We start from the raw sequence: 20,590 nt of genomic DNA on the forward strand, positions 1-20,590 counted from the left end.
GAATCTTCGGATTCTGCCTGTATTGCACTGGATGCTGACCAACCCCCAGAGTATTCTTGCTGAAAACAGCATATTCGATGGTTAATATTGAAAACTCCGTAAAGAATTGCCGCAATTAAAATGAAAATTGAACGGAAATTTGTATATAATGGCTCACGGAAATTACCAGCGAGACTGTTATGTTGACCATCGTTCAAGAAGCCCTAACCTTTGATGATGTCTTATTACTCCCTGCCTATTCTACTGTTCTCCCAAAAGATGTCTCTCTTAAGACACGTTTCACACGTGGCATCAATTTGAATATTCCACTTGTTTCTGCTGCGATGGATACTGTGACTGAATCACGTATGGCGATTGCAATGGCGCAAAACGGTGGTATCGGTATCCTGCATAAAAACATGGATATTGCTGCACAAGCTGCAGAAGTTCGCCGCGTGAAAAAATTTGAAGCAGGTATGGTGAAAGACCCAATTACCGTTACACCAGAAACGACTGTACGTGAGCTGATTGCTTTAACTCAAGCAAATAACATCAGCGGTGTACCAGTGGTGAAAGACGGTCAAGTGGTGGGTATTGTTACTGGTCGTGACACTCGTTTTGAAACCAATCTTGAGCAACCTGTTAGTAACATCATGACAGGTCATGATCGTTTGGTGACTGTTCGTGAAAACGAATCAAAAGAAAACATCCAAGCATTACTTCAAAAACACCGTATTGAAAAAGTCCTTGTTGTAAATGACAACAACGAACTGAAAGGTTTAATCACGGTTACTGATTTCCGTAAAGCTGAAAACTATCCAAACAGTTGCAAAGATGACTTAGGTCGTTTACGCGTTGGTGCTGCAGTTGGTACAGGTGCAGAAACACCAAGCCGTGTAGAAGCATTGGTGGAAGCGGGTGTTGATGCGATTGTTGTTGATACAGCACATGGTCACTCTGCAGGTGTAATTGAACGTGTACGTTGGGTAAAAGCCAACTATCCACAAGTTCAAGTGATTGGCGGTAACATCGCGACTGGTGATGCAGCACTTGCATTATTAGATGCTGGCGCAGATGCAGTGAAAGTGGGTATTGGCCCAGGTTCAATCTGTACTACACGTATTGTGGCTGGTATTGGTATGCCGCAAATCTCTGCGATTGACAGCGTTGCCAATGCACTAAAAGATCAAATTCCATTGATCGCAGACGGTGGTATCCGTTTCTCTGGTGATATGGCAAAAGCGATTGGTGCAGGCGCGAGTACCATCATGGTAGGTTCATTGATGGCGGGTACTGAAGAAGCACCGGGCGAAGTTGAATTCTTCCAAGGTCGTTACTACAAAGCGTATCGTGGTATGGGTTCATTGGGTGCGATGGCAGGTGCTACAGGTTCTGCTGACCGTTATTTCCAAGACTCAAAAGCAGGCGCTGAAAAACTTGTACCAGAAGGTATTGAGGGTCGCGTACCTTACAAAGGCCCAATGGGTAACATCGTTCATCAAATGATGGGTGGTTTACGTTCATCTATGGGTTATACCGGTTCTGCGGTGATCGATGACTTACGTAAAAATGCACAGTTTGTCAAAATTACTGCGGCAGGTATGTCTGAATCTCACGTACATGACGTGACTATTACTAAAGAAGCACCAAACTACCGTGTTGGTTGATATTTAGTAGCTTTTAGCCGAAAAGGCCGTCATTAATATGACGGCCTTTTTGTTTTTGGTGTAAAGTATTTGCAGTAAAAAGTGATGATTAAGATCACCATTAAGAAGTGAGTACAACATGAGTTATTTTGGTACAGATGGCATTCGTGGCAAATTCGGTGAATTGCCTATTACCCCTGAATTTGCATTAAAACTAGGATTTGCCGCAGGTAAAGTATTAAAACAATACAGTAAAAAAGCAAAGCCCATCGTTGTACTAGGTAAAGATACCCGATTATCGGGCTATATTTTAGAGTCAGCATTACAAGCCGGTTTAAACGCAGCAGGTGTTTATGTTCATTTGTTGGGTCCATTACCTACACCCGCAATTGCCCATTTAACCCGTGCATTACATGCCAGCTTAGGCATCGTGATCTCGGCGTCGCATAATCCGTATTTTGACAATGGTATTAAGTTCTTCTCGAGCGAAGGTAAAAAATTGCCAGATGAAATTCAAGAAGCCATTAACAAAGAACTTGAAAATGACTTGGTGATCGAAGACCCTGCAAACTTAGGTAAAAGTGTGCGTGTAAAAGATGCCAATGGTCGTTATATCGAGTTTTGTAAATCAACCTTCCCGTACCATTTTGACCTGACAGGCTTAAAAATTGTGGTGGACTGTGCCAATGGTGCAGCCTATAGCGTCGGCCCTTCGGTGTATCGTGAACTGGGTGCAAAAGTGATTGCGCTGTTTAACGAACCAGATGGTTTAAACATCAATAAAGACTGTGGTTCGACGCATCCTGAGTTTTTACAAAAAGCAGTGGTTGAACATCAGGCGGATTTAGGGATTGCCTTTGACGGTGATGCTGACCGCGTGATTATGGTCGATAAAAACGGTCAGCAAATTACTGGTGACCATATTCTTTATATTTTAGCCACTCAAGCGAGTCAAAAGCCTGCGGGTATCGTGGGTACTGTGATGAGTAATATGGCGCTTGAAATTGCTTTAGATCAAGCCAAAGTGCCGTTGCTTCGTGCCAAAGTCGGTGACCGCTATGTTTTACAAGGCCTAGAAGAAAAGGGCTGGGTAACGGGCGGTGAGCCATCAGGTCATATCTTGACTTTGGACAAAAGCACCACAGGTGATGCGATCATTGCTTCACTTCAGGTGTTAACAGTGATGGTTGAGCAAGGTAAAGCTTTGCATGAATTGGTGGAAGGGTTTGAGTTATTACCAAATGTCTTGGTGAATGTTCGCTTGGCTGCGATGTTTGATCCCTACGCTGTACCTGCACTGGTGAGCGAGTTTGAAAAAGCTGAAGCTCAGCTTAAAGGACGTGGTCGCATCTTGATTCGTAAATCAGGCACAGAGCCGGTCATTCGAGTCATGGTTGAAGGTAATGACCTTGAAGAAGTCACAGCGTTAGCAAATCATTTGGCTGATGCTGTTCGTGCCAATGCAGCTTAAATCAAGAGGGGAAATTGCATGAATGATGTGATTAAGGACTTAAGTGAACTGCGTTTAACTTATCAAAAAGGTGAGTTGCATGAAGATCAGGTGAACCGTGATCCACATGAGCAGTTTTTATTATGGTTTAACCATGCCTTAGAAGCACAATTGCATGAACCCTATGCTATGTCTTTAGCTACGGCAAATGCCCAAGGTCGTCCGCACGTGCGGACGGTCTTGTTGCGCGGTGCGACCCATGCAGGTTATGACTTCTACACCAACTATGACAGTCAAAAAGGCAATGATCTGCTCGATAATCCTTATGCAGAATTATTGTTTTATTGGCAAGAGCAGGAACGTCAAATTCGGGTCAGTGGTCGTGTGGAAAAGATATCTCTCGAAGAATCGACGGATTATTACCATAAACGACCGCGTGACAGCCAAATCGCAGCGCACATTAGCACTCCACAAAGTGGTGTTATTGCCAGCCGTGAAGAATTACAACAGCGTTTCCAAAATTTGCATGATCAAGTGGAAAGCAAAGACGTTTTGGAGAAACCTGAGTTTTGGGGCGGCTATCGTTTAGTTCCGGATTATTATGAATTTTGGCAAGGCCGTCCGAATCGTTTACATGACCGCTTGAGTTATAAACTACAGGATGGTCAATGGGTTTTACAGCGACTGATGCCATAAATGTCTAAACTTTTAATTCAACAAAGACCCTATTTGACGCGCCCTGAAGATATTCAGGGCGTTGCCCCGTTTATTGCTGATTTATTGGCACGTCGCGGGGTTTCTTCCGCACAAGAGCTGGAATTGAAGCTTAAGCACTTACATGCGCCAAACTTAAAGGGTTTAGAGCAAGCGATTGAAATAATCGATCAAGCAATTGATACTCAAAAGAAAATCGTCATTGTTGGTGATTATGATGCCGACGGTGCGACCAGTACTGCATTGATGGTCTTGGCACTACGTGATATGGGCGCGGATGTTGAATATCTGGTTCCAGATCGTTTCAAATATGGTTATGGTCTGACACCTGCCATTGCTGATTTGGCCTTCGTGAGCTTTACTCCAGATTTGCTGATTACGGTCGATAATGGTATTTCGAGCCATGCTGGTGTAGCACAGGCACAGGCGCATGGTATGCAGGTGATCATTACCGACCATCACCTGACCACAAAGGAAACACCACAAGCAGAAGCGGTGGTAAATCCCAATCAGCTGGGATGTGAATTTCCAAGCAAAGCCTTGGCTGGCGTGGGTGTTGCATTTTATGTGTTGGCAAATTTGGCCAGTATGCGCAAAAAAAATGCTAAATCCACAGCCAACCTCAGCCAATATTTGGACTTAGTGGCCTTAGGCACTTATGCCGATGTTGCAAGTCTAGATCTGAATAATCGGATTTTGATCGATGCTGGTTTGAAGCGGATACAGCAAGGATTATGTCGTCCAGGGATCAGTGCATTATTGGATATTGCCGGTCGTGATCCTGCACAGTTAAAAGCACAGGACTTGGGCTTTGTGGTCGGCCCACGACTCAATGCAGCTGGGCGTATGGAGACTATGGATATTGGGATTGAGTGTCTGATTGCGGCAGATTTAAGTACGGCTTATCCGATTGCGCAGCAGTTGAATCAACTCAATATTGAAAGACGCCAAGTCGAAGGGCAAATTAAACAGGAAGCTCTGGCTGAGTTAGAACATATTCAGCTTGATCAGGATAATCTACCTGCAGCCTTGATCATGTTTGAACAGCATTGGCATCAAGGGGTGATTGGGATTGTTGCAGGGCGTTTGAAAGAACAATTCCATAGACCTGCAATCGTCTTTGCCGCAGATGAGGATGGCGTACATATTAAAGGCTCTGCGCGTTCTATCGAAGGTATTCATATTCGAGACAGTATTGAGCGTATTGCTGAATTACATCCGCATTTAGTGAGTCATTTTGGTGGACATGCTGCCGCAGCAGGACTAACCATTCAAAAGCAGCATTTTTCTGAATTTAAAACCGCTTTTGAAGCACTCATCGCTGCGCAAGATGAAAATTTATTTCAGGCGACTATTTGGACAGATGGTGAATTGCCTGATTCGGCCATTAATGTCGAAACCGTGGATCTTCTGCAAAATTTAAGTCCATGGGGACAAAAATTTCCTGCACCGGTCTATGAAGGTCTATTTAAAGTCTTAGATTATCGTTGGTTGAAAGATGTGCATCTGAAATTAAAACTTGCTTTAGATAATGGCTTAATAGTGGACGCAATTGCATTTAATGCGGCAGAAAAATATGAATTTAATCCTATGCAAGATAAAATCCGCTTGGTCTACGAACTCGATAAAAATGAATTTAGAGGAAATGTCAGTGTTCAATTGAGAGTTCTATACTTGGTTCAATAAATTCTATTTTTACAGACAAATAAAAAAACCGCTCAGAAGAGCGGTTTTTTTATGGTTTTGACTTCAATGGATTAGAAGCGGTATTTCGCTGCTACACCAAATGAATTGTAGTCATTGTTGCCAACTTCACCGAAACCAACACGACCTTCAAGGCTCACTTGTTGGTTGAAGAATTTACGTGCATTGATCCCTACTTCGTTACGATCAGTGACATCGTTGTTGTAGTAGTCAGCACCAACACTGAATGTTTTGTCGATGAAGTAATCCGCTGCTAGATTGAATTCATCTAGATCACCGAATGCTGCACCCGCTTCAAGGTTGATGTCTTTACCATTGCTTAAAGTTGTTACGTATTTAGCACGTAAAGTTGGATCTACACCATCATCATCATCGTTATCCCAACCTTTCACACCAACTGCAACTAAGAAGCCTGGTGCTGGAAGATAACCGACTTCAGCGCCGTAGTAGGTTGTATCGTTGTCTACTGTGCCAAATGGAGTGTCAACTTCGACATTATTACGGCTTACATCACCAGATACATAGAAATCTGAGTTTGGTACGAAGTATTCGATACCAACGCCATAAGTATTGTCGTCAACATCGCCACGGTCAGCGAAAGTTGCATGTGCATTTACGTTACTTGCACGGTTTAAGAATGCAGCTTCTGCAAGAGGAGCGTTACGAGTTTGAACAGGGTTGAAGTAATAAGTACCGTTTACACCAAATTCACTGCCAGAGCTTCCATTATCTGGGTCGATGTAACCAGCTGAAGCGCCCACTTCTGCTTGATAAGCATGAGCTGTACCTGTAATAGCAAGTGCAGAAAGAAGTGCTGAAGCAATTGCGAGTTTTTTCATGGAAACTACCCCTCTAAATTGTTTGGCTAAATTTAATACATTTTTTGTTACAAGTTTTAGTCTAGAGAAATTTTAAAGATGGTCAATCGCTGCAAAGTTGTGGAACTGTGAATTCGGTAATTTTATGTAATTAAAATTTTTTAAAATATTGAAAAGTATGTATTTATTTATAATGTTTTGTTTTATTAAAACTGTGTAGATAATATGAATTTGTGGGTTATTTGGTCAATAACTGGACTTTTTTTAAAGTAAATATTACATCGAAAAGAAAAAAGCACCTCAAAATAGAGGTGCTTTTTTAGCAAACTTCTAATTCAAACGAAATTAGAAACGGAAAGTTGCATTGATGTTGAACGCTTGAACGTCATCACCAAAACCAACTTGACCACCGATTGCTAGGTTCGGGTTAAGGAAATATTTTGAACGAATAGCGAAGTAATCCGTGTCTTCATCACCATCATCTTCGATATTGTAAGATGCACCTACGCTAAATGCTTGATCGAAGTAGTAGTCTGCGCCAATCGTAACAGAGTCTAAATCACCAAAAGCGCCATCTGCTTCTAGGTTGATGTATTGACCATTATTAAGAGGAGCAACATATTTTGCTTTAACAGCAAAACGGTTGTCTTCGTCTTCATCATTGTCACCTTGATAGCCATCAATACCTGCAGCAAGTAAAAGGTTAGAAACAGGTAAATAACCCACTAATGCGCGGTAAGTAGTCACATCGTAGTCGTCATCATAAAGAGTTTGACCATATTCTGTTGCTTTAGCATTTTGTTGACCAAAACCAATTTCACCATTGAGGTAGAATTGATCGACAAAATATTCAATACCTGCGGTTAAGTGGTGAATATCAGATTCAGCTTTGAAACCAAAAACTTCATTGCTTTCCATAGTGTTATATGAATACCCAAGATAGGCATTGCTGTTATGACCTAGAAAAGCAGCTTCATTTAATGGACCATTACCAGTTTGTACTGAGTCAAAATACAAAGTACCTTTAAGATTGAATGTATTATCAGTATCAATAATATCATTATCCCAATCTGTATAAGTAAAACCGCCATCAACTTGACCATCATAAGCAAAAGTTGATGAAGTGATAACAGCTAACCCTAGTGCAAGTAATGTCTTTTTCATAAAACCCTCGAAACATTATTGTTGTAAATAAAATGTAATAAATAGTAACGCGAGCGTATTGTTCATATTATGTGCATTGAAGTCAATGATTTGGATGATCAATCTGGCTGAATCTGTGCAAATTCTCTGTGATATAATAGGCGGCTATTTAAGCCAAATTTTTTGATTGAGAGTAATTCACGTGGAAATTAATCCGTATCTATTACAGCTAAAAGACTTAAACGACCGTGGTCAAACATTACGGGGGTATCTTTGACTACGATCTGAAAAAAGAGCGTTTAGAAGAGGTTCTACGTGAGCTGGAAGACCCAGCAATTTGGAATGATCAAAGCCGTGCACAAGCAATGGCAAAAGAAAAAGGTGAACTCGAAAACGTCATTAACGTGCTCGAAGGGCTTTCAACTCAGCTAGAAGATGTCCAAGCGATGTTGGATCTTGCGGTTGAAGCAGAAGAAGAAAGCTTACTTGCGGATGTGCAAGCAGAGTTAACTTCAGCGGAAGCAGAACTTGCGAAATTAGAATTCCGTCGTATGTTCAGTAATCCGATGGACCCGAACCCATGCTATGTCGAAATCCAAGCAGGTTCTGGTGGTACTGAAGCACAGGATTGGGCATCCATGTTACTGCGTATGTATCTACGTTGGATTGAACGTCATGGCTTTAAAGCAGAAGTGATGGAAGAGTCTGATGGTGATGTGGCAGGGATCAAGTCTGCAACCATCCGTGTAGAAGGTGAGTATGCATATGGTTGGTTACGTACAGAATCTGGCGTACACCGTTTAGTCCGTAAGTCACCTTTTGACTCGGGTAATCGTCGCCATACTTCATTCTCAGCGGTTTTTGTATCGCCTGAAATTGATGACAATATTGAAATTGAAATCAATCCTGCTGATGTTCGTACTGATACCTATCGTGCATCTGGTGCGGGTGGTCAGCACATTAACAAAACAGACTCTGCGGTACGTTTAACTCACGCTCCAACAGGGATTGTGGTGGCATGTCAGAACCAACGTTCACAGCACGCCAACCGTGACCATGCATGGAAACAGTTACGTGCAAAATTGTACGAACTTGAAATGCAAAAACGTAATGATGCGGCACAAGCGTTGGAAGATACCAAGTCAGATATCGGTTGGGGCAGTCAAATTCGTTCATACGTTTTAGATGACTCGCGTATTAAAGACTTACGTACCAGTGTAGAAAGTTCAAACACCGGTGCAGTGCTTGATGGCGATTTAGATAAGTTTATTGAAGCCAGCCTCAAACAAGGTTTGTAATTTAAATTTATATATAAAACAAAGTTCTATCTGTTCTTGATCGATATATCTAAAAAAATCGATATAAAAATCGAAAAAATACGATATAGTGTATTCAAGATGCTGAATAGAACTTTGTTGTCCAAATTTTTATTTAATTAAACCCGTTTAAATTATGGATATTGATTTAATTTTTAAAGCACTTGCCAATCCGACTCGACGTCAAATCTTGGAATGGTTAAAAACACCTGAACAATTTTTGTCAGAAGAACAATGTGGCGGCTTTAATCGTGGTGTATGCGCTGGCAATATCGAAAAACTCGGTAATGTTTCGCAGTCTACGATGTCTAATCATTTGTCTGTGTTACAACAGGCGGGCTTAATTCAAGCCGAGAAATATGGTCAATGGTCGTATTTCTCACGCAATGAAGAACTCATTCAGCAATATATTGATTATCTGCAGAACTCACTTTAAATCATTTTTCGCATTTGAAGTGTCAGGCGAGACATATATGGCTGAACTTAATACTCCTCTCATTTTGGGTGATTTACACCTCAAAAATCGCGTTGTAATGGCGCCACTAACCCGTAGTCGTGCAACCATTGACCGTGTTCCAACGCCGATGATGGCTGAATATTATGCACAGCGTGCAAGTGCTGGATTAATCATTTCAGAAGCAACAGTCATTTCAGAAGCAGCTAATGGCTATTTGCAGACGCCGGGTTTATTTACCGATGCTCAAGTTCAGGGCTGGAAATTGGTGACCCAAGCCGTACATGAACAGCAAGGTTTAATTGTGGCGCAATTGTGGCATGTCGGACGTGTCTCACATCCCGATCTTTTGAATGGTGATACACCAGTTTCTGCCAGTGCAGTACAACAGGCGGGTTATGTTAGTCTGCTTCGCCCAAAACGCGAATATGTCGTGCCACGTCCATTAGAGATTGCAGAAATCAAAAGCATTGTAGAACAATACAAACAGTCTGCGATCAAAGCCAAAGAAGCGGGATTTGATGGTGTGGAATTGCATGCGGCCAATGGTTATTTGATCGATCAATTCCTACAAAGCAAAACCAATTTACGTGAAGATGAGTATGGTGGTTCTGTAGAAAACCGCGCACGTTTATTGCTTGAAGTGGTGGATGCGCTGATTGAAGTGTGGGGGGCAGGTCGTGTAGGTGTGCATCTTGCGCCGCGTGGTGATGAACACGACATGGGCGATCATGATCCACGTGAAACCTTTGGCTATGCTTTAGAGCAGTTGGGGCAGAGGAAAATTGCATTTTTCTTTACCCGTGAATATCTGGCGGATGACAGTATTAGTGATTATCTTAAACAGCGCTCAAATGGTGTGCCATATATTGCCAATATGCGTTTAAGCCGTGAAGATGCTGTAGATTTATTGGCCTCAGGTAAAGCCGATGCGGTGTCTTTTGGTAAAGCCTATATTGCCAATCCAGATTTGTTTGAACGTTTGCTAGCGAATGCTGCACTAAATGAATTGCAGTTGGAAAATATGATTGGAACAGATGTTGCCGAAGGCTATATTGATTATCCAAGCATGAAAAATAAATTTGGTTCAGGTCGTTCAACCTATTAATCGACACTTGAATACGCATTATCCATTAACATGTGGATAATGCTCTGATATATTCTGCCGATTCAAACCGTTTTTGAGCGTAATAATTTGACTACTCCTTTTTGGTATAACGCAGCTTTGGCGCTGATTAAGCCGCTATATCAATGGCGCATCAAAAAACGTGCTGAAGATTTCCAACTATATCAGCAAGAGTGTCTTGAGCGCTTTGGGCCATTTCAGCCAGTTAAAAACCGTAATGCAATTTGGTTTCATGTGGTTTCCGTCGGAGAAACTAACGCTGCGCAGCCGCTGATTGAACATTATCTCAAAGCAGGTCATCCGGTCTTAGTTACCAATACCACCAAAACCGGACAAGCGCGTGCGAAACAATTATTTTTAAAAGCACCGTATGAATCGCTATTTCAGGCCGTGTATTTGCCGGCAGATCAAAAAAAATTAGTCCGTCGTTTTATCGAAAAATATCAACCGAAAATGTTGGCTCTGGTCGAAACTGAACTCTGGCCAAATTTGATGATTGAAGCCGATCAGGCCAACGTTCCGTGTTTATTAATTAATGCCAGATTATCTGAAAAATCGGCGAAGGGTTATGGCAAAGTTCCGAGTTTGACGCAGCCGATGCTAAAGAGTTTGAAACAATTATTGGCGCAAGATCAGGCAACTTTAGCGCGATTTATTGAGTTGGGTGCAAACCCGCATACCAGTCAGGTCGTCGGTAGTATCAAGTTTGATATTCATGCGCCCGATAGCTTTGTGCAACAAGCAGCGCAGTTGCGTCAAGATTGGGATTTGCAAGATCGTAAAATCATCACCATTGCCAGTACGCATGCACCCGAAGAACAAAAACTGCTCGCGGCACTGCAGCCGATTTTGCAACAACAGCCTGAGCTGTTATGTATAGTTGTACCACGTCATCCTGAACGCTTTGATGAGGTTTTTGTAGAAGCGCAGAAACTAAATTTACGCACACAGCGCCGCAGTTTAAAGCAAACGATTCAGCCTGAAACGCAAGTGTATTTAGCGGATAGTATGGGCGAATTATGGCTTTGGCTGGCACTGAGTCAGGCGTGTTTTGTGGGTGGATCGCTCAATGAACCTGGTGGTGGGCACAATATTTTAGAGCCCATTACGTTAAATGTGCCGACAGTTTTGGGTGAGAATTATTTTAATTTCCAGACCATTGTGGATGAGTTCGTTGCTGCTCAAGGCGTGAGAGTAGTGCAAGATGCAGAACAGGCTGCTCAGGTGTTGTTTGAGTTAATCGAAGATAAGCTTCAAGCTCAGTGTTTGAATGCTGCAGCGCAGCAGATTATGCAAAAGAATACTGGGTCGCTGCAAAAGCATATTCAGGTGATTGATCAGTACCTTTAAGTTTTAATTTTGCGATACATTAATTTTTATTAAGCAAGTTTTATCACGGCCTTATTTTATGGTGATCGTTGAACATCCTATTCGTAGGCATAATCTACTTTTAAAGGATTAAAAGTAGCAAAAATCCTCTGTACGCTGAAGGTACTTCCTGTACCTCAGCGCACAGGCGACATCCATGTCGCCTGTCCTCAATGACATATGCTTTGCGTGAATTGATATGGTTATTTATGAACATCGTCTTGCTTGATCCTCGTCAAACTGAATCTGAACTTTGGAGTATTAGCGCCAAACGTCAAATTGAGCATTTAAAAAACCATGTGAATATACAGGTGGGCGATACACTCAAAGTCGGGATTCGGGAAGGAAAACGCTATTTAACCCAAATCGTCAGTATCAGTGATGAGCGCATTCAACTTAAACCCTTACAAGAAGAAGAAGTACCTGCAAAGCATCCGGTGACTTTAATTGTGGCAATGCCTCGTCCGAAAGTGTTGCGCCGTCTGATCATGGATGCAGTCACTTTAGGTGTAGAAAAAATCATTCTGCTGCACAGTTATCGCGTGGATAAAAGCTATTGGCAGACACCATTTTTACAGCAGCTCGATCACTATGTGACGTTGGGTTTGGAGCAGGCAGGTGACACCATTGCGCCCAAAATTGAATTGTATAAACGCTTTAAACCCTTTGTGGAGGATGTTTTGCCGAGCATGATCTCCTCGGCCTATCCGGCTTATGTGGCGCACCCTTATGTCGAAGATGTGATGCCTGCAGGGATTCAACATGGATGTACGATCATTATTGGGCCTGAAGGTGGATTTATCCCTTATGAGGTCGATTTGCTCATAAAAAACGGTTGCCAAGCAGTCAGCTTAGGCAACCGAATTATCCGGACAGAAACTGTGATTCCGTACGTTTTAGGGCGATTATTTAGCTGTTGACGCTTCTGTCTCAGCTTGATCACCACGGTAAACTTTCACTTCCTGTACAGGGTACGGAATTGAAATACCATTTTGATTAAATGCTTGGATAACGTGTTCTTGCACTTCACTAATTGAGTTCGCAGTGGTGGTTTCTGTGGTATCTACCCACCAACGGACATTCAGATTGACTGAGAAATCAGCCAAAGCATTTACGTTTACGGTAAACGCAGGTTGGCTCAAGATGGTTGGGTCTTTGTCCAAAATAGCCAAAACAATATTTTTAGCTTTCTGAATGTCATCTTCATAACCAATACCAACAACAAATTCACAACGACGACGTTGATAAGCGGTATTCACCGTTACCGCACTGGTGTAAACCGTCGCGTTTGGAATCACGATACGACGACCATCTGGAGAACGTAGGAAGGTTGCACGGATCTGAATATCTTCAACCGTACCTTCCATGCCTGACACAATAATGTCATCACCGATTTTGAACGGTTCACCGAGGAGAATCAAAATACCTGACAGTAAGTTCTGGAAAATATCTTTAAACGCGAAACCGATTGCGACCGAACCAATCCCTAATGCACTCATGAGCTGACCCGGTGTGAAACCTGGGATCGCAATGACCATTGCAATTAGGAAACCGAAGAACATAATGGCTGAGCTACCCACACGGTTCAGGACCAAAACTAGATTTTGTTTTGAGTAAGAACGGTCAGTGAGCGCTTTACGAACAAAGAATCTAAAGAGTTTAGACAGTAGATAGAAGATCGTAAAAACAATTAATGCGATACAAATATATGGCAGGCGTTCCCAAAATCCATCGACAAATTTATCGATCGTTGAGTATGCGTCATTATATTTAGAGGTATGTTCCAGCACGGTTTGTGCCGTTTTTTCTGTTGCCTCTTGCAAAAGTTGAGTCGTGCCTTGAGTGACATCACTCAAGGCATTTTCTTTTTCAGCCACGAGTTTTCCAAATGTTCCGGTTTTTCGCTATTTTGCCTGAAATTAGTGGCGAAAATAACCCTCATTTACAGGCTTGCGAACAGATGTATCAAAATTCAGACAGGCTCAGATTCGGTCAGTGGCTTAGAAATATTCAGTACCTTGTTGAATGATTTCTGTCGGCGATTCAATTTCACCGCTACCCATCATATACGAGGTGATGCTACCTGTAGCCAAGAGCGACAAGACACTGATTAAAATCATCAACCATGCCAGAATTTTTTCCCAAACGGCAGCAGGGCGTGGCGCGCCGTATTGATTTACGGTCGGTGTGCCTGAGGCCAATAATAAATACAGGATAAAGAATAGATTGATCACGGGGATAAATAAAAGCAGTAGCAACCAACCGGCTTTATTGAGGTCATGCAGTCGACGGACGACAAAGACACAATAGAAATAGATATAGAGAATAATAATTGCCAAATAGGCGAGGCCAGATACCCCGGTGAATATGCCAACAAATTGCTCATTTAACGCCATGGTATTGATGTTAAAAATACCCACGGCAAGGCTTAAAGCGATTATGGCAAAAAAGCTGATGATATTGAGAAAGCCATACCAACCAATCATGCTCAGTCGACCAAAACGTCCATCAGGTTTCAGGGGATTATCCGATGTAGTGGTCGTCTGACGGGAAAAGAAAGAAGAGTCATTGGTGTTCATGATCGGATCAACTCAACGTATATGAAAGAATGAAAAAGCGGAGTGCTGAGTAAAATTACCTTTGCAGTATAGGTTTAATTGAACTGGTCAGATACTGAATTAAAACATGTTTTTGTTGAAATTTTGCTTATAGATGTGCTTTAAATGGGAAAGAATAATACGACCAAAGCATGATTGCTGCGATTAAAAATTAATCGTCATACTGCTGTGATGCAGGAATTATAAAAGTAGAAATGTGGCATGGCATCTCGTGATGAGATGAATCAGATCAAGGAAAATACAATATGAAAGAGATCTATCCAGTACCTGAAAGTTTCAAAAAAACCGCACGCATCAACGAGTCGGAGTACTTTGAGCGTTATCAAAAATCGATTGAACAACCAGATGAGTTTTGGGCGGAGCAAGCGCAAAAGATCGATTGGATCAAACCGTTTACCCAAGTTAAAAATACAAATTTTAAGCAAGATGATTTTAAGATCGAGTGGTTTGCTGACGGTGAATTGAATGTCAGTGCTAACTGTCTCGATCGACATTTAAAAGAACATCCACATAAACCGGCCATTATTTGGGAAGGTGATCATCCTTCACGGCATAAAATTATTTCTTTTGAAGAACTGCATGATGAAACTTGCCGTTTTGCCAATGTGTTAAAAAAACATGGCGTGGGCAAAGGCGACCGTGTGGTGTTGTATATGCCAATGGTGCCCGAAGCGGCAATTGCGATGTTGGCCTGTACCCGAATTGGTGCAGTACATTGCGTGGTTTTTGGCGGTTTCTCACCAGACTCATTGGCAAGTCGTATCGATGACAGTCAGGCGAAAGTCGTGATTACTGCGGATTGTGGGATGCGTGGTGGTAAGCCGATTCCACTCAAAGAAAATGTCGATCTTGCACTCGACATCGAAGGCACATCTTCGGTTCAAAATGTCATTGTGGTGCACCGTACAGGTAACCCGATCGAAATGAAAGCGGATCGTGATTTGTGGTATCACATGGAAATCATGTCAGTTAATGATATTTGTCCACCTGAACCCATGAATGCCGAAGACCCGCTATTTATTTTGTATACATCAGGTTCGACAGGAAAACCGAAAGGTGTATTGCATACCACAGGCGGCTATTTAACCTATGTGAATTGTACCTTCCGTGAAGTTTTTGACCTTAAACAAGATGATGTGTTTTGGTGTACTGCCGATGTTGGTTGGATTACGGGACACTCTTATGTGTTGTATGGGCCATTGTCGAATGGCACCACGACCGTGATGTTTGAAGGGGTGCCGCAATATCCAAGTTGGGCACGTACGGGACATATTGTCGATAAGCACAATGTCACTATTTTATATACGGCACCGACTGCAATTCGCGCCATGATGCGAGAAGGGGATGCCTTTGTCCGAGAAAGTGACCGCAGTAGTCTGCGTTTACTAGGTTCGGTGGGTGAACCGATTAACCCAGAGGCATGGAATTGGTACTACACCGTGGTAGGTGAAAGCCGCTGCCCAGTGGTGGATACATGGTGGCAAACAGAGACGGGTGGTTTCATGATTACGCCATTGCCGGGAGCAACCGATTTAAAACCGGGTTCAGCGACGCGTCCATTCTTTGGTGTACAACCTGCGATTGTCGATGCTGAAGGCAATGAGCTTGAAGGCGCCGTAGAAGGTAACTTGGTGATTAAGGATTCTTGGCCGGGACAAATGCGAACCATTTGGGGGGATCCTGAGCGCTTTATTGAAGCCTATTTCTCCACTTATCCGGGGACGTATTTTACAGGTGATGGCGCACGTCGTGACGAGTCTGGCTATTATTGGATTACGGGTCGTGTGGATGACGTCTTGAACGTTTCAGGGCATCGATTAGGAACGGCTGAAATTGAAAGTGCGCTGGTTGCACATGATGCTGTGGCAGAGTCTGCTGTGGTGGGTATGCCACATGATATTAAAGGGCAAGGGATTTGCGCCTTTGTGACCTTACAAGCAGGGACAGCAGAGACGGATGAGTTACGTCAGGAACTGGTGGCTTGGGTACGCAAAGTCCTTGGACCAGTGGCAACGCCAGATGCATTGCATTGGGCGCCGTCCTTACCGAAAACCCGTTCTGGTAAAATCATGCGCCGTATTTTAAGAAAAATTGCGGCCAATGAATTGGACTCTTTAGGTGATACCTCGACCTTGGCAGAACCTCAAGTGGTTGAACATTTGATTGCTACGGTTTATCCGAAGTCATAAGAACAATTTGAGCGTGAGTGATCACCTTCTGATGAAAGTTCACTATGGCTTATATGAAGGATTATTAAAGCAATAATGAACGTCCTTTCTCCTATAAAAGTTGATTAGGATGAAGGGACGTTCATGATGCATTTTATCCATCCTAAATACGACGTATAAAATGATCAAATTATAAGTCGCCTGAATCTTGGTGACTTAGATTTCATGAGATATAGATTTTACAGATATAGACTGCAGGCATTGAGATAAGCTGAATGCCTCTACTTTGTTAAGCTAAAACGGTAACAGAATAATCAGACAGACATATGAATGCTTCAACTCCATTGACTCAAGATCCGATCGATATTGCCCAAAAACTGGCGGCAGAATTTGCCACGACGGCTGCTCAGCGTGATAAGCAGGGGGGAAATCCCAAAGCTGAACGTGATTTGATTCGTCAAAGTGGTTTACTTGCATTGTCCATTGGACAGCAATACGGTGGACAGGGTGCAGATTGGCAGACGATTTTTAAAACCATTCAAACCATTGCTCAAGTGGATAGCTCATTGGCGCATGTTTATGGTTTCCATCATTTATTAATTGCAACGGTACAGTTGTTCGCGCAGCCAGAGCAATATAGCCCGTGGTTTGAACAGACTGCACGTGAGCATTTATTTTGGGGCAACACCCTAAACCCTTTAGACCGTCGTACTACAGCGACGCAACTGTCTGAACATGAATATGTGTTTCATGGCGATAAAAGTTTTTGTTCGGGTTCCATGGATTCAGACATTTTGCTGTGTTCTGGCTTCAATGAAGATGGAAAATTATTGATCGGGGTGATTCCTACAGCACGTGAAGGCGTCAGTTTTCTCGGCGATTGGGACAATATGGGACAACGTCAAACCGACAGTGGAAGTAGCCATTTTGAACAAGTTAAAATTTCCAAAGATGAATTACTACTGACCCCGGGGCCTTTGAGTACACCGTATTCAAGCTTACGTCCGTTGATTGCACAGTTGATCTTTGTGCATATGTTTTTAGGGGTGGCAGAAGGGGCTTTTGAAACAGCAAAACAGACGGTTCAAAACCAAAAAGCATGGTCAAAATCTTTAGCTGAAAATGCAGTGAATGACCCATTTATTCAAAAGCATTTTGCTGAGTTTTATGTGCAATTAGAAAGTGTACGTTTATTGGCAGATAAAGCGGTTCAGCGTTTGCAATGGGCTTGGGAGATTGGTGAAGCTTTAACGGCGGAACAACGTGGAGAAGTTTCTATTGCGATTGCAACAGCCAAAATTGCGGCCACCAATAGTGCGCTGTACATTACGCAAAATATTTTCCAAGTGATGGGCGCACGTGCCACAACTGCCAAACTAAATTTAGATCGCTTCTGGCGCAATGTACGTACCCAGACCTTACACGATCCGATTGATTATAAATATCAGGAGGTCGGTGAATGGGTGCTCACAGCGAAAGTGCCAGATCCAAGTTTTTATTCTTAAACGTATATTGCACATGAGCCAATAAAAAGCCTCCGTTTTGGAGGTTTTTTTGCAATGTGCTGTCAGTCGATTTAACGCTGATGAATATTTTCTAAGGTATCAACTAAGGTTCGCGTTGTTTGATCAATCTCATAATTCACGGCATCACCGACTTGGACATCTTTCCATGTAGTGAGGCGCAGTGTTTCAGGAATAAGATCGATTGAAATTTCACTATTGGCACGATCAACACGGTTCACAGTCAAACTACAACCATTGAGCCCAATAAAACCTTTGAGAAAGAAATATTTAATATTGCCTGCTGGAATGTGAATATCGAGATGAAAGGTATCCCCGCGATGTTCTAAGTTTTTGATCGTGGCGGTACCTTCGATATGACCATATAGATTGTGACCACCATTTTCTGCTCCAACTTTGGCTGAGCGTTCGACATTGACCTCATCACCGGCCTTGAGCGCTTTTAACGTGGTGAGTTGATTGGTCAATTCAGAAACATCAAAATGTACTTGGTTGGCTGCCAAATCAATATGTGTGGCCGTTAAACACACGCCATTAATCGCTACACTTGCCCCGATAAAGACATCATGAAAAAAATTCTGATGATTTGAAATCACCAAGGTTGTGAAGCCATTACCTTGACGAATCTCTAAGACTTTTTCTAAACCTTGCACGATGCCTGTATACATGGGAGCGTCTCTAAAATGATTTGCGTTTTCTGTATTGTAGGGACAAAACGAACGCTCGGCTATGCCTTAGAGTGACCATTTCAGTACAGCATTTTGATCTGTCGCAGTTCGATTTTGGCAATGGCCTACAATGCTCGGAATGTTTCAATTGCCGCTAGGCGAGACTGTTTTAAGTCAACGATCGGCTGAGGGTAGTTCAATTCCAATTGAGGATTTTTGGCAAAGGGTTGGTGAATTTGCTTTGCATCCAAATCTGCCAGCTCAGGTAGCCATTGACGTAGATAATCTCCGTTCGGATCAAATTTCTGAGATTGGCTGATCGGGTTAAAAATCCGAAAATAAGGTACAGCATCTGTACCCGTCGAGGCGCACCATTGCCAACCGCCATTATTGGCCGCTAAGTCGCCATCGACAAGGTGCTGCATAAACCATTGCTCCCCCAACCGCCAATCGATCAGTAGGTTCTTACTAAGGAACATGGCACAAATCATCCGCACCCGATTATGCATCCAACCCGTAGCCAGTAGTTGACGCATCCCTGCATCGACGATCGGAATGCCCGTCTGGCCGTATTGCCACGCAGCAAAGTCTTGTGGTGCATGGCGCCATTTTATTTTTAAGGTTTTGGTTTGAAACGGCTGGTGCTGAGAAACTTGCGGGTAGTCAAATAAAATGTGCTGGTAAAATTCACGCCAAAGCAGCTCATCGAGCCAAGTTTGTTGTCCTCTGTGGTCGATCTGGAAATAGCCGCCTTGTTCACGAAACAGGGCTTGCAGACATTGGCGAATAGACAAGATGCCCAAGTTTAAATACATGCCAATTCGACTGGTTCCATTGAGCGCAGGAAAGTCCCGATCATCAGCATAACGATGCAGATGTTGTTCAATAAATTCATCTAAGCACTGTATTGCGTGATCTTCTCCAATCGGCCAAAGCTCGATTTGAGCAGCTAACAGCGATGTGGGATAAAAAGGACGTAAATCAAATTGATTTTGCCACAGCGGATGCGGTTCGAGAGCCGCTTGGGCTTCAATAGCGGGATAACAAGTAGGCAGACTGATGCTTAATTTTTCGTAGCAATTTTTCTTAAATGCACCGAAAACTTGATAAGGATGTCCAGATTGATTGCGAATACTGCCAACAGGAAACAGGGTGCGGTCATGGTACAGCTCAACAGAGATGTGCTGCTGTTCTAATAACTGTTGTACTTCGCGATCTCGTTTAAGCTCATTCACACCATGTTCAATATGTGCATGAACAGTGTGTATATTGAGCTGAGTGCATAGGGTTAATAGCTCATTGGCGATGTCTGACCAATGGGGAATATGCTGAATAATCAGTGGAATATTTAGTTCAGCCAATTGCTGTCGCAAAAGTTCCAGTTGGGCAAGATAGCGATGGATTTTAATGGGGGCATCGTCATGCCTTGTCCATTGTTCAGGAGAAAGCGCAATAAAGGCAATCGTTGGACCAGACTGTGTCGCCTGCCACAGTGCGCTATGGTCATGTCGTCTTAAATCTTGTCGAAACCAAACAAGTTGCATGTTTATTGCCTCGTTTTGTTGGAAATATCACCAGAATTACGGGGGTATCTATTGGTAATGAAATTATCTAAAAAATCGATTTCTATAAAAAAACCATATAATATCTATGGTTTAACTTAACCGATTGCGCACAATGCTGTCAGCTTAAGCGTACAAGCAACGAAGTTTTTGACGCTAGGCGCACTTTTAAATTTTACCTAAGATGAACTCATACAGGAACAGGATGTTCCGGAACATAAAACAATAAAAAAGTGTTCACCATCAGGACTGTGAAGCAAGACAGGAGTCATGCTTAAGTATCCATATAGAAAAAGCCCGACAGGATGTCGGGCTTTTTCTTTGTCTACAGGT

General features: G+C 42.7%; 17 protein-coding genes. 11 read left to right on the plus strand and 6 right to left on the minus strand.

The genetic code is table 11. The annotated features are described in order from the left end of the window. Positions 1–179 precede the first annotated feature (179 nt). The 4 genes from guaB (at position 180) to recJ (ending at position 5,475) form a co-directional block, all read left to right on the plus strand. Complete coding sequence (gene guaB, locus FTV27_RS11495; protein WP_078190562.1) at positions 180–1,646, plus strand: IMP dehydrogenase; 1,467 nt, start codon at positions 180–182, stop codon at positions 1,644–1,646. Positions 1,647–1,764: 118 nt separating this feature from the next. Then, positions 1,765–3,096 carry a phosphoglucosamine mutase gene (gene glmM / locus FTV27_RS11500; RefSeq protein ID WP_111884469.1) on the plus strand — a complete coding sequence of 444 codons (1,332 nt, stop codon included), beginning with the start codon at positions 1,765–1,767 and terminating at the stop codon, positions 3,094–3,096. An 18-nt stretch (positions 3,097–3,114) separates the two neighbouring features. After that, entirely contained in the window at positions 3,115–3,771 is a 657-nt protein-coding gene (gene pdxH, locus FTV27_RS11505) for a pyridoxamine 5'-phosphate oxidase (RefSeq protein WP_180035432.1), read from the plus strand. Continuing rightward, positions 3,772–5,475, plus strand: a complete 1,704-nt coding sequence (gene recJ / locus FTV27_RS11510) for a single-stranded-DNA-specific exonuclease RecJ (protein WP_180078581.1) — start codon at positions 3,772–3,774, stop codon at positions 5,473–5,475. Positions 5,476–5,546: 71 nt separating this feature from the next. On the opposite strand, the gene FTV27_RS11515 is transcribed toward recJ, so the two are convergent. Continuing rightward, positions 5,547–6,332, minus strand: a complete 786-nt coding sequence (locus FTV27_RS11515; RefSeq protein WP_180024614.1) for a putative porin — start codon at positions 6,330–6,332, stop codon at positions 5,547–5,549. Positions 6,333–6,656: 324 nt separating this feature from the next. Beyond that, a complete protein-coding gene (locus tag FTV27_RS11520) occupies positions 6,657–7,475 on the minus strand; it encodes a putative porin (RefSeq protein ID WP_180078583.1) in 819 nt (272 codons plus the stop codon). 181 nt (positions 7,476–7,656) lie between these two features. Here FTV27_RS11520 and prfB point away from each other — a divergent pair. The 5 genes from prfB (at position 7,657) to FTV27_RS11545 (ending at position 12,638) form a co-directional block, all read left to right on the plus strand. Next, a protein-coding gene (gene prfB / locus FTV27_RS11525; protein WP_180078585.1) for a peptide chain release factor 2 occupies positions 7,657–8,752 on the plus strand; the annotation gives its coding sequence in 2 pieces (ribosomal slippage) (positions 7,657–7,728 and positions 7,730–8,752; 1,095 coding nt in all). A gap of 154 nt (positions 8,753–8,906) precedes the next feature. Then, positions 8,907–9,206, plus strand: coding sequence for a helix-turn-helix transcriptional regulator (locus FTV27_RS11530; RefSeq protein WP_078190555.1), 300 nt, complete (start codon positions 8,907–8,909; stop codon positions 9,204–9,206). 37 nt (positions 9,207–9,243) lie between these two features. Beyond that, positions 9,244–10,332 carry an alkene reductase gene (locus tag FTV27_RS11535; RefSeq protein WP_111884475.1) on the plus strand — a complete coding sequence of 363 codons (1,089 nt, stop codon included), beginning with the start codon at positions 9,244–9,246 and terminating at the stop codon, positions 10,330–10,332. Between the two features lie 87 nt (positions 10,333–10,419). Further along, the gene (locus tag FTV27_RS11540) at positions 10,420–11,700 is read left to right on the plus strand and encodes a 3-deoxy-D-manno-octulosonic acid transferase (RefSeq protein WP_180078587.1); all 1,281 of its coding nucleotides are present in this window, start codon (positions 10,420–10,422) and stop codon (positions 11,698–11,700) included. A 227-nt stretch (positions 11,701–11,927) separates the two neighbouring features. Further along, the gene (locus tag FTV27_RS11545) at positions 11,928–12,638 is read left to right on the plus strand and encodes a 16S rRNA (uracil(1498)-N(3))-methyltransferase (protein WP_180024610.1); all 711 of its coding nucleotides are present in this window, start codon (positions 11,928–11,930) and stop codon (positions 12,636–12,638) included. On the opposite strand, the gene FTV27_RS11550 is transcribed toward FTV27_RS11545, so the two are convergent. Both FTV27_RS11550 and FTV27_RS11555 read right to left on the minus strand, forming a co-directional pair. Beyond that, positions 12,624–13,595 carry a mechanosensitive ion channel family protein gene (locus tag FTV27_RS11550; RefSeq protein ID WP_078193200.1) on the minus strand — a complete coding sequence of 324 codons (972 nt, stop codon included), beginning with the start codon at positions 13,593–13,595 and terminating at the stop codon, positions 12,624–12,626. The two genes, FTV27_RS11545 and FTV27_RS11550, sit on opposite strands and share 15 nt — an antisense overlap. A gap of 123 nt (positions 13,596–13,718) precedes the next feature. Next, positions 13,719–14,297, minus strand: a complete 579-nt coding sequence (locus FTV27_RS11555; protein WP_078193199.1) for a DUF805 domain-containing protein — start codon at positions 14,295–14,297, stop codon at positions 13,719–13,721. Positions 14,298–14,581: 284 nt separating this feature from the next. Between FTV27_RS11555 and acs the strand changes: the two genes are divergently transcribed. Then, the gene (gene acs, locus FTV27_RS11560; protein ID WP_180078589.1) at positions 14,582–16,525 is read left to right on the plus strand and encodes an acetate--CoA ligase; all 1,944 of its coding nucleotides are present in this window, start codon (positions 14,582–14,584) and stop codon (positions 16,523–16,525) included. 305 nt (positions 16,526–16,830) lie between these two features. Beyond that, positions 16,831–18,009: an acyl-CoA dehydrogenase family protein gene (locus tag FTV27_RS11565; protein ID WP_180078591.1), complete on the plus strand. Its 1,179-nt coding sequence runs from the start codon at positions 16,831–16,833 to the stop codon at positions 18,007–18,009. 71 nt (positions 18,010–18,080) lie between these two features. Here FTV27_RS11565 and FTV27_RS11570 read toward each other — a convergent pair whose 3' ends face one another. Next, complete coding sequence (locus tag FTV27_RS11570) at positions 18,081–18,695, minus strand: riboflavin synthase subunit alpha (RefSeq protein ID WP_180078593.1); 615 nt, start codon at positions 18,693–18,695, stop codon at positions 18,081–18,083. 125 nt (positions 18,696–18,820) lie between these two features. Beyond that, positions 18,821–20,239: a deoxyribodipyrimidine photo-lyase gene (locus FTV27_RS11575; RefSeq protein WP_180078595.1), complete on the minus strand. Its 1,419-nt coding sequence runs from the start codon at positions 20,237–20,239 to the stop codon at positions 18,821–18,823. Between the last annotated feature and the right edge of the window lie 351 nt (positions 20,240–20,590).

The organism is Acinetobacter sp. YH12251, assembly GCF_013417465.1.
Classification (GTDB): Bacteria; Pseudomonadota; Gammaproteobacteria; order Pseudomonadales; family Moraxellaceae; genus Acinetobacter; species Acinetobacter amyesii.

Coding starts and splice junctions, on each gene's coding strand:
- guaB (WP_078190562.1), top strand. CDS start 180: ATGTTGACCATCGTTCAAGAAGCCCTAACCTTTGATGATGTCTTATTA.
- glmM (WP_111884469.1), top strand. CDS start 1,765: ATGAGTTATTTTGGTACAGATGGCATTCGTGGCAAATTCGGTGAATTG.
- pdxH (WP_180035432.1), top strand. CDS start 3,115: ATGAATGATGTGATTAAGGACTTAAGTGAACTGCGTTTAACTTATCAA.
- recJ (WP_180078581.1), top strand. CDS start 3,772: ATGTCTAAACTTTTAATTCAACAAAGACCCTATTTGACGCGCCCTGAA.
- FTV27_RS11515 (WP_180024614.1), bottom strand. CDS start 6,332: ATGAAAAAACTCGCAATTGCTTCAGCACTTCTTTCTGCACTTGCTATT.
- FTV27_RS11520 (WP_180078583.1), bottom strand. CDS start 7,475: ATGAAAAAGACATTACTTGCACTAGGGTTAGCTGTTATCACTTCATCA.
- FTV27_RS11530 (WP_078190555.1), top strand. CDS start 8,907: ATGGATATTGATTTAATTTTTAAAGCACTTGCCAATCCGACTCGACGT.
- FTV27_RS11535 (WP_111884475.1), top strand. CDS start 9,244: ATGGCTGAACTTAATACTCCTCTCATTTTGGGTGATTTACACCTCAAA.
- FTV27_RS11545 (WP_180024610.1), top strand. CDS start 11,928: ATGAACATCGTCTTGCTTGATCCTCGTCAAACTGAATCTGAACTTTGG.
- FTV27_RS11555 (WP_078193199.1), bottom strand. CDS start 14,297: ATGAACACCAATGACTCTTCTTTCTTTTCCCGTCAGACGACCACTACA.
- acs (WP_180078589.1), top strand. CDS start 14,582: ATGAAAGAGATCTATCCAGTACCTGAAAGTTTCAAAAAAACCGCACGC.
- FTV27_RS11565 (WP_180078591.1), top strand. CDS start 16,831: ATGAATGCTTCAACTCCATTGACTCAAGATCCGATCGATATTGCCCAA.
- FTV27_RS11570 (WP_180078593.1), bottom strand. CDS start 18,695: ATGTATACAGGCATCGTGCAAGGTTTAGAAAAAGTCTTAGAGATTCGT.
- FTV27_RS11575 (WP_180078595.1), bottom strand. CDS start 20,239: ATGCAACTTGTTTGGTTTCGACAAGATTTAAGACGACATGACCATAGC.